The organism is Cyanobium sp. BA20m-p-22, from assembly GCF_024346275.1.
GTDB lineage: Bacteria > Cyanobacteriota > Cyanobacteriia > PCC-6307 > Cyanobiaceae > Cyanobium_A.
Map to the genome: position 1 here is coordinate 1 of NZ_JAGQCQ010000254.1, position 5,625 is coordinate 5,625.

9 protein-coding genes are annotated in these 5,625 nt (G+C 57.5%); 2 read left to right on the top strand and 7 right to left on the bottom strand.

The genetic code is table 11. From position 1 onward, the window contains the following. From KBZ15_RS17305 to KBZ15_RS17325, 5 genes are all read right to left on the bottom strand, one after another. The coding region (locus KBZ15_RS17305; protein ID WP_315859917.1) for a glyceraldehyde 3-phosphate dehydrogenase NAD-binding domain-containing protein at positions 1-394 on the bottom strand (394 nt) is incomplete at its 3' end. Positions 395-477: 83 nt separating this feature from the next. Then, entirely contained in the window at positions 478-705 is a 228-nt protein-coding gene (locus tag KBZ15_RS17310) for a ribbon-helix-helix domain-containing protein (RefSeq protein WP_255016468.1), read from the bottom strand. 127 nt (positions 706-832) lie between these two features. Further along, on the bottom strand, positions 833-967 hold the full coding sequence (locus tag KBZ15_RS17315; RefSeq protein ID WP_255016475.1) for an Hsp20/alpha crystallin family protein: 135 nt from the start codon (positions 965-967) through the stop codon (positions 833-835). Beyond that, on the bottom strand, positions 922-1,242 hold the full coding sequence (locus KBZ15_RS17320; protein WP_255016469.1) for a hypothetical protein: 321 nt from the start codon (positions 1,240-1,242) through the stop codon (positions 922-924). Before KBZ15_RS17320 ends, KBZ15_RS17315 begins: the two co-directional genes overlap by 46 nt. A 158-nt stretch (positions 1,243-1,400) precedes the next feature. Continuing rightward, complete coding sequence (locus KBZ15_RS17325; RefSeq protein WP_255016470.1) at positions 1,401-1,571, bottom strand: hypothetical protein; 171 nt, start codon at positions 1,569-1,571, stop codon at positions 1,401-1,403. A 348-nt stretch (positions 1,572-1,919) separates the two neighbouring features. On the opposite strand from KBZ15_RS17325, the gene KBZ15_RS17330 reads away from it, so the two are divergent. Further along, on the top strand, positions 1,920-2,726 hold the full coding sequence (locus tag KBZ15_RS17330) for a sigma-70 family RNA polymerase sigma factor (protein WP_255016471.1): 807 nt from the start codon (positions 1,920-1,922) through the stop codon (positions 2,724-2,726). Between the two features lie 52 nt (positions 2,727-2,778). Here the strand turns inward: KBZ15_RS17330 and KBZ15_RS17335 are convergent, their stop codons facing one another. Next, complete coding sequence (locus KBZ15_RS17335; RefSeq protein ID WP_255016472.1) at positions 2,779-3,768, bottom strand: poly-gamma-glutamate biosynthesis protein PgsC/CapC; 990 nt, start codon at positions 3,766-3,768, stop codon at positions 2,779-2,781. Beyond that, positions 3,768-4,955 carry a poly-gamma-glutamate synthase PgsB gene (pgsB, locus tag KBZ15_RS17340; RefSeq protein ID WP_255016473.1) on the bottom strand — a complete coding sequence of 396 codons (1,188 nt, stop codon included), beginning with the start codon at positions 4,953-4,955 and terminating at the stop codon, positions 3,768-3,770. The genes KBZ15_RS17335 and pgsB overlap by 1 nt, the downstream gene beginning before the upstream one ends. A gap of 188 nt (positions 4,956-5,143) precedes the next feature. Between pgsB and KBZ15_RS17345 the strand changes: the two genes are divergently transcribed. Further along, the coding region (locus KBZ15_RS17345; protein ID WP_255016474.1) for a carboxypeptidase-like regulatory domain-containing protein at positions 5,144-5,625 on the top strand (482 nt) is incomplete at its 3' end.

The window sequence follows — 5,625 nt, forward strand, 5'->3', positions numbered from 1 at the left end:
CCTCCTCACCGGCCACCATGCCCTTGACAGGGCAGGCCACGATCACTCGCTCCACGCCCAGATCGGTGATGTAGGGCTCGAGCGCTTCAGGGGTTTTGATCTTGCCGCTGCATTCGAGCACCAGCTCCACGCCCAGCTCTTGCCAGGGCACGGCAGCCGGATCACTGGCCTGGCTGTAGCTGATCGCCTGGGACTCCACCTGCAAGCCGCCGCCGCTGGCAGCCACGGCCTTATTCCAGCGGCCGTGCACCGAGTCGAATTCCAGCAGGTGGGCGGCGGTGGCGGCATCCCCCGCCCGCTCGTTGATGTGCACCAGCTCGATATCGGAGCGGCCCCAGAGGGCCCGGAAAACCAACCGACCAATGCGGCCGAAGCCGTTGATGCCCACTCTCATGCCCAGGATTGCCACTGGGCCCACTGTCCCATCAAGAACAGTTGATGGGATTTATGGCTGGGTTAAGGGGATGGGACTGGCTCTCAGCTCAGCCCCCTGCGATCGAGCGGGGGGGGCAGCAGCGATGTTTCCAGTAGGTAGGAGGCCAGGTTGCTGAGCGAGCGGCCTTCCGCTCCGCTTCTTTGGCTCAGCAGCTCGTAGGACCTTCCCGAAATGGTGATAGAGATGCGCTGCGAGCTTCTCAGATTGGCGCGCGGGTCAAAGGGGCCCTGCTGGAAATGACCCGGATTAGTGAATTGATGCACTGCCATACATCTATAAAGATGCCAGTATGCTCACTCACCCCACCCGGGAAGTCAAGTTAGGCAGTCGCAGTTCTGTAAAACATGCGTAAATGATCTGCCAGGCAAAAGCGGCGCCACTGCAGCTTGGCGGCTGTCAATCCACCGGAACCGTGATCGAGCTGCTCTGGGTTTCGGGGGTCTTGGGTATGGCCACCTCGAGCAGTCCATCGTGGAAATGGGCCTTCAGGTGTTGGCTATCCACGTTGTTTGGCAGGGTGAAGCTGCGGATGAAATTGCCGTAGGAGCGCTCGACGCGGTGGAAACGCAGCCCTTTTCCATAGTCACCTTCACGTTTTCTTTGCAGACTCCGGGAATTTCCGCCTTGATCAGGAAGGCCCCATCGTTCTCACTGATGTCGACCCGCGGACTCCATTCGCCGTTGGCCATAAATTCTGAAGGACGGGCGAAGTCGGATGGCCGGAAAAAAGGAGCACCGAGGGAGCGGCTGTAGCGCTCAAACATATCCTCGATATCCCGCAGGGGCTCCCACTTGATAAGTGCCATGGCTTGAGTGAATTCGGCTGTACATCTTGAAACTAAGTGCAGCCGAGCCCATTCCAAACCTATTGCGCCATCCCTACAGCTGAAATGCTGAACTTCAAGCCCGATATCTTGAGATTGCCCCGGTGGGGAGCCAACAGCCCCACTGAGGCACGCAACTCTCAGCCGTTGCTCTGCTGCACGGTCACTTCAAGGTTGTGGGCACCCTTGTGCTGCAGGTGGCCTTGGATGGCTTCGCGCAGAACCCCCCCAAGGGTTTTACCTTCAACGATGCTCAAGAGCTTCAAGGCCCGGTGGTCCTCTGAAGTCAGTTCAACGGTGATGCGGGGCATGTCCAAAGGGCCTCCTTACTCGTCTACTTACATCGTACAGCTGGCAAAGTGTCGGTAAACCGCCCTTCCTGCGTTAAACCGCATTCCCTGCGTTTCTTACCATTGATGGTGTTTTTTAGCGGTGCTGGCATCTCGCTTTAATGGCTTGCTGCGTTTGCACTGATTCTCTTTTCCATCTATTTTTTGCTGGGTGCTGGGTGCTGGGTGCTGGGTGCTGGGTCAGGGTCGGGGGTCAGTGGTTGCTGATAGGCCTGCTGCAGATTGATGCATACTCAGCACGCAAATGCATATTTCCATTATTTTTAGCTCTTTTGGTTGAACATGAGCAGGTCTGAATCCGCTTGCTTAATGGGAGACATTCTCGGCGACTATCTCAGGTCAATTGGTCGCATTCCTTTGCTAACAGATGAGGAGGTTTTGCAGCACTGTCGCTTGGTTCGTGCCTGGTTGGACCAGGCCGAGCCCACAAGGGCTGATGTGAGAAAGGGGCGCCGCGCTTTAGAGCGCATGGTCAATGCCAATCTGCGTTTGGTGGTCAGTATTGTTTCTAAATATCGCCGCCGTATTCGCGGTAATTGTATAGACATGATGGATTTAATCCAGGCAGGTAATCTTGGCCTGATCACCGCAGTGGAGCGCTTTGATCCGGCCCGGGGCTACCGCTTTTCCACTTACGGTTATTGGTGGATACGCCAAGCGGTCACCCGCTATATCCATGAAAACGACTACACGATTCGTGTTCCCCATTCCCTCTCCTCCTTGAAGGCGAAGCTTGGCCGCCTGCAGGCCGAAAGCGGGGGCACCCTTTCCAGCCAGGAGGCAAGCCTGCTCACCGGCGAGGATCCAAAACGGGTGGCCCAGGCATCGCTGCTCAGTTTCTATAACAACATGGTCTCTTTAGATCAGAATGTATCCGGCAGCGAGTCTGCGGAGTTCAGCATCAAAGACACCATCGCCTCTTCTAATGTAAATGAAATTCAGGATGATTATCGCTGGATGGAGCCCTATCTGGGGCAGCTATCGCCCTTTGAACGTCAGGTGTTGGATCTTCGTTTCTCCAACGACCAATCCCATTCCTTGGTCGATATTTCCAGGCTTACAGGCAAAACCAGGCACCATATCCAGGCAGCGGAGGGTCGCGCCCCAGCAAGCTGAGGCGAGAGCTCCTACCGGTCTTAGAGCCCTGTTGAAGGGCTCCTGCTGCTCGTCAGGTGAATAGCGCGAAAATCTGCTGGGTTAGCAGCAGGCTGAGCAGGGATGATCCCAGCATCACCATCATCCAGGGCAGCACTCGCCATACCCCTTCCAACACCGCATCATTGGCGTAGGAGAGGATTGCGATGATAACCAGGAGGTGGTTGCCCTGAAAAGGCAACGCCTCCATTCCCAGCTGGATGAAGATCAGTTCCATCCCCCATACGTAGCCGATGCTTAGCAGCAGAGCAGCCACATAGCGCTGCAGCCCGATGATCAAACTATGCCGCATTAACCAGCGAATGCCCGTTTCCACCCCCAGGCAACCAAAAATAAACAGGCCTGCGCTTAGGGGCTCGAGCAGCAATGCGGCTGCGATCGGCGCCACCATATATCCCCCGGGACGCATGCCAATGCGCCTGTAGAGGAGAGACCCCACAAAAAGTGCCACTAGGAACTGAAGTAGCTGGGCCCTCAGTTTGAGTTTATCGGCGTGAAGGTAGTAGTGGCTGAGTTGATCAAAATCAAGGTGCAACAGGGTTGTGCTAAGCCATACCAATAGGCCAGTCGATATTGCTGTAATTACTGTTACGGCCAGCAGCCCGCCCATCACCGGCTTGAGGCCCTGGCGATGAAGATTGAATGCAATCACGCCGGGGAGGAATGTGCCCGTAATACTGTCAATTGAAGCCGGAAGAAGGCCGGCTTCAATGAGCAGCCAGGCCACCGGTGTGCTCAGCAGGAGTGACAGGGCGCCAAGGATGTACATCGGCTCCCTGCGTTGATATTCCGCTCGCTCCAGCCAGCGCTGATAAATCGCCTGGGTAATTCCAGATATCAGCAGAATGGCCAGGCCCCAGGTTGGGGAGAGCACCAGTGCATTCACCAGGAAACCGGGTACAACTACCCCACCTGGTATCACCCCGCGGCGATCTTTCCAGGCCATGGCGACGAGCGCCCCAGTTGCCAGGCTGAAGCGCTCAATCTCGGGCGTGCTTAACATCAATGGCTATTGTCCATCACATCCAGTAGCCGTTCAGCCTGGGCGGTGTGGATATTCACCGTGCCAATTAGCAGTAGGGGCCTGGTTGGGTTGCTGGCTTCCAGGATCTGAGCTAAAAGTTGCTCGCCGCTGGCCTCCCGTAGCGAGCTGCTGTTACCTAGGTTGATGACTGGCCATTGATGGCGTGCCAGCACCTGGTTCACCTCGGCTTCGAAATCGCCGAAGCTCACCACCAGATCAAAAGCCAGCTGCACCGCCAGTTCGGCGAAGAGCTCCACCCTGATCTGTCTGTCGCGCCGGTTGTTGAGGATCACAACCCGCTGGTGCTTGGGATGGAGTACAAACAGCCGCTCACAAAGATCCACGAAGCTTTCGCGATCGTTTACTGCGAAGAGATTCGCCCAGGTGATGCAGTTGCCATCGCGCTCCACCTGCTGCAGGCGGAAGGCGCCTGGATCGGGCTGGGCACTCTGCATGGCCTGGAGTGCCTTCTGCCGATCTAAGCCCAGCTGATCGGCCACTAGGTAGCCAATTGCCACATTCGCCTCAATTGCGAAGTGGTTAAACCCCGCCAGACTTTCTGGGTTCACAGTTGCTGGATCCGCAATCAGGAGATTGGAACCTCGTTTGGCTGCTTCCGCCCGCAGAATCTGCTGGAGTTCTGGATCAACCTCGGCCGTGATCAGTAGGCCAACTTTTGGGGTAGCCCGAGCCAGGGAGAGGGCGATCTGGGGAAGGGTTTCACCCAGGTAATCCATATGATCAAGGCGCACGTTGGTGAGGATTCCCAGCTGTGAGCACATAATTTTTTGCTCTAACCATTCGCCATAGAGTGGGTTTACGGCCATGCACTCGATCACGGCGGCTTCAGCCCGTTGCCTGCTGAATTTCCAAAGGATGGGCACCTGTTCGTTCACATTTGGGAAGCCCCGGCGGCCGAAGTCGAAGTCTTGGCCATCCGGTTGCAGGATGCGGGCCGCACTGCCCGTGGTTTTGCCGAAAGTGCGATAGCCGGCGGCTCGAAAGATGGCCGCCACGTAGCGGGTCACCGTTGATTTGCCTCGGATGCCATTGACGTGCACTCGCCAGCCGATCCGGTCCCGGGCTTGCTGGAAGCGCCTGGCGTGGCGGATGGTAAGGCCTCCATAGACGATCAAACAAAGCCCGTAGAGCAGATATGCAGTCACTAAAGCCGATATTTAGCAACCCCATAGTTCCCGGCTGCTCATTCGGGGGTGAACGATGTTTCGCAATCGGCGTGATTATGCGGTGTGTGTGCTGCAGTGTTCCGCAATCTGGCGGCTGGGAGCGCTAGCCCGGGCGATCCGGCGCAGCATGAACTTGTCGAACAGGGATCTCAGTGGAGCAGCGGGGTATGGCAGTGCCATGGCGGCTTGTGGTCTGCCTGGCGCTATTTCTGCCCCTCCTTGGTTGCCAGGGCAGGCGCTCAGCGGCTATTGACGGCGCTTTTCTGGAGGGAAGGGTGCTCGATCTGCAGGGGTTGCCTCTCCCCGGCGTTGAGCTTGAGTTGGCCAAGCGCCGAACTCGCAGTGGGGCCGATGGCGCCTTTCGGCGGCCTTCACCCCAACAGCCGGCCTGGCTGCAGGGCCGTTTGGCTGGTTATTTGCCGGTTTTGCGACCGGTGTTGCCGGGCCAGTCGCTGCTGCTTCGGTTAGGCCGGGATGACGGCAAGACGCTAGTGATCCGTGCTGCCGGCGATGTAATGGCGGGTCGTCGGTTTTATATCCCTGAGGACGGCTCGCTTCAGCCGCCCCTGCTGGCCCATCCCGACTTTGGCCATGGCCACAGGCGCCTGCTGGAATCGATCAGCCCCCTGTTGCGCCAGGCGGATCTCAC

Bases quoted from the DNA above. Each gene is read 5' to 3' on its own strand.
- KBZ15_RS17335 (WP_255016472.1), bottom strand. From the start codon at position 3,768: ATGTTAAGCACGCCCGAGATTGAGCGCTTCAGCCTGGCAACTGGGGCG.
- KBZ15_RS17320 (WP_255016469.1), bottom strand. From the start codon at position 1,242: ATGGCACTTATCAAGTGGGAGCCCCTGCGGGATATCGAGGATATGTTT.
- KBZ15_RS17325 (WP_255016470.1), bottom strand. From the start codon at position 1,571: ATGCCCCGCATCACCGTTGAACTGACTTCAGAGGACCACCGGGCCTTG.
- KBZ15_RS17310 (WP_255016468.1), bottom strand. From the start codon at position 705: ATGGCAGTGCATCAATTCACTAATCCGGGTCATTTCCAGCAGGGCCCC.
- KBZ15_RS17330 (WP_255016471.1), top strand. From the start codon at position 1,920: ATGGGAGACATTCTCGGCGACTATCTCAGGTCAATTGGTCGCATTCCT.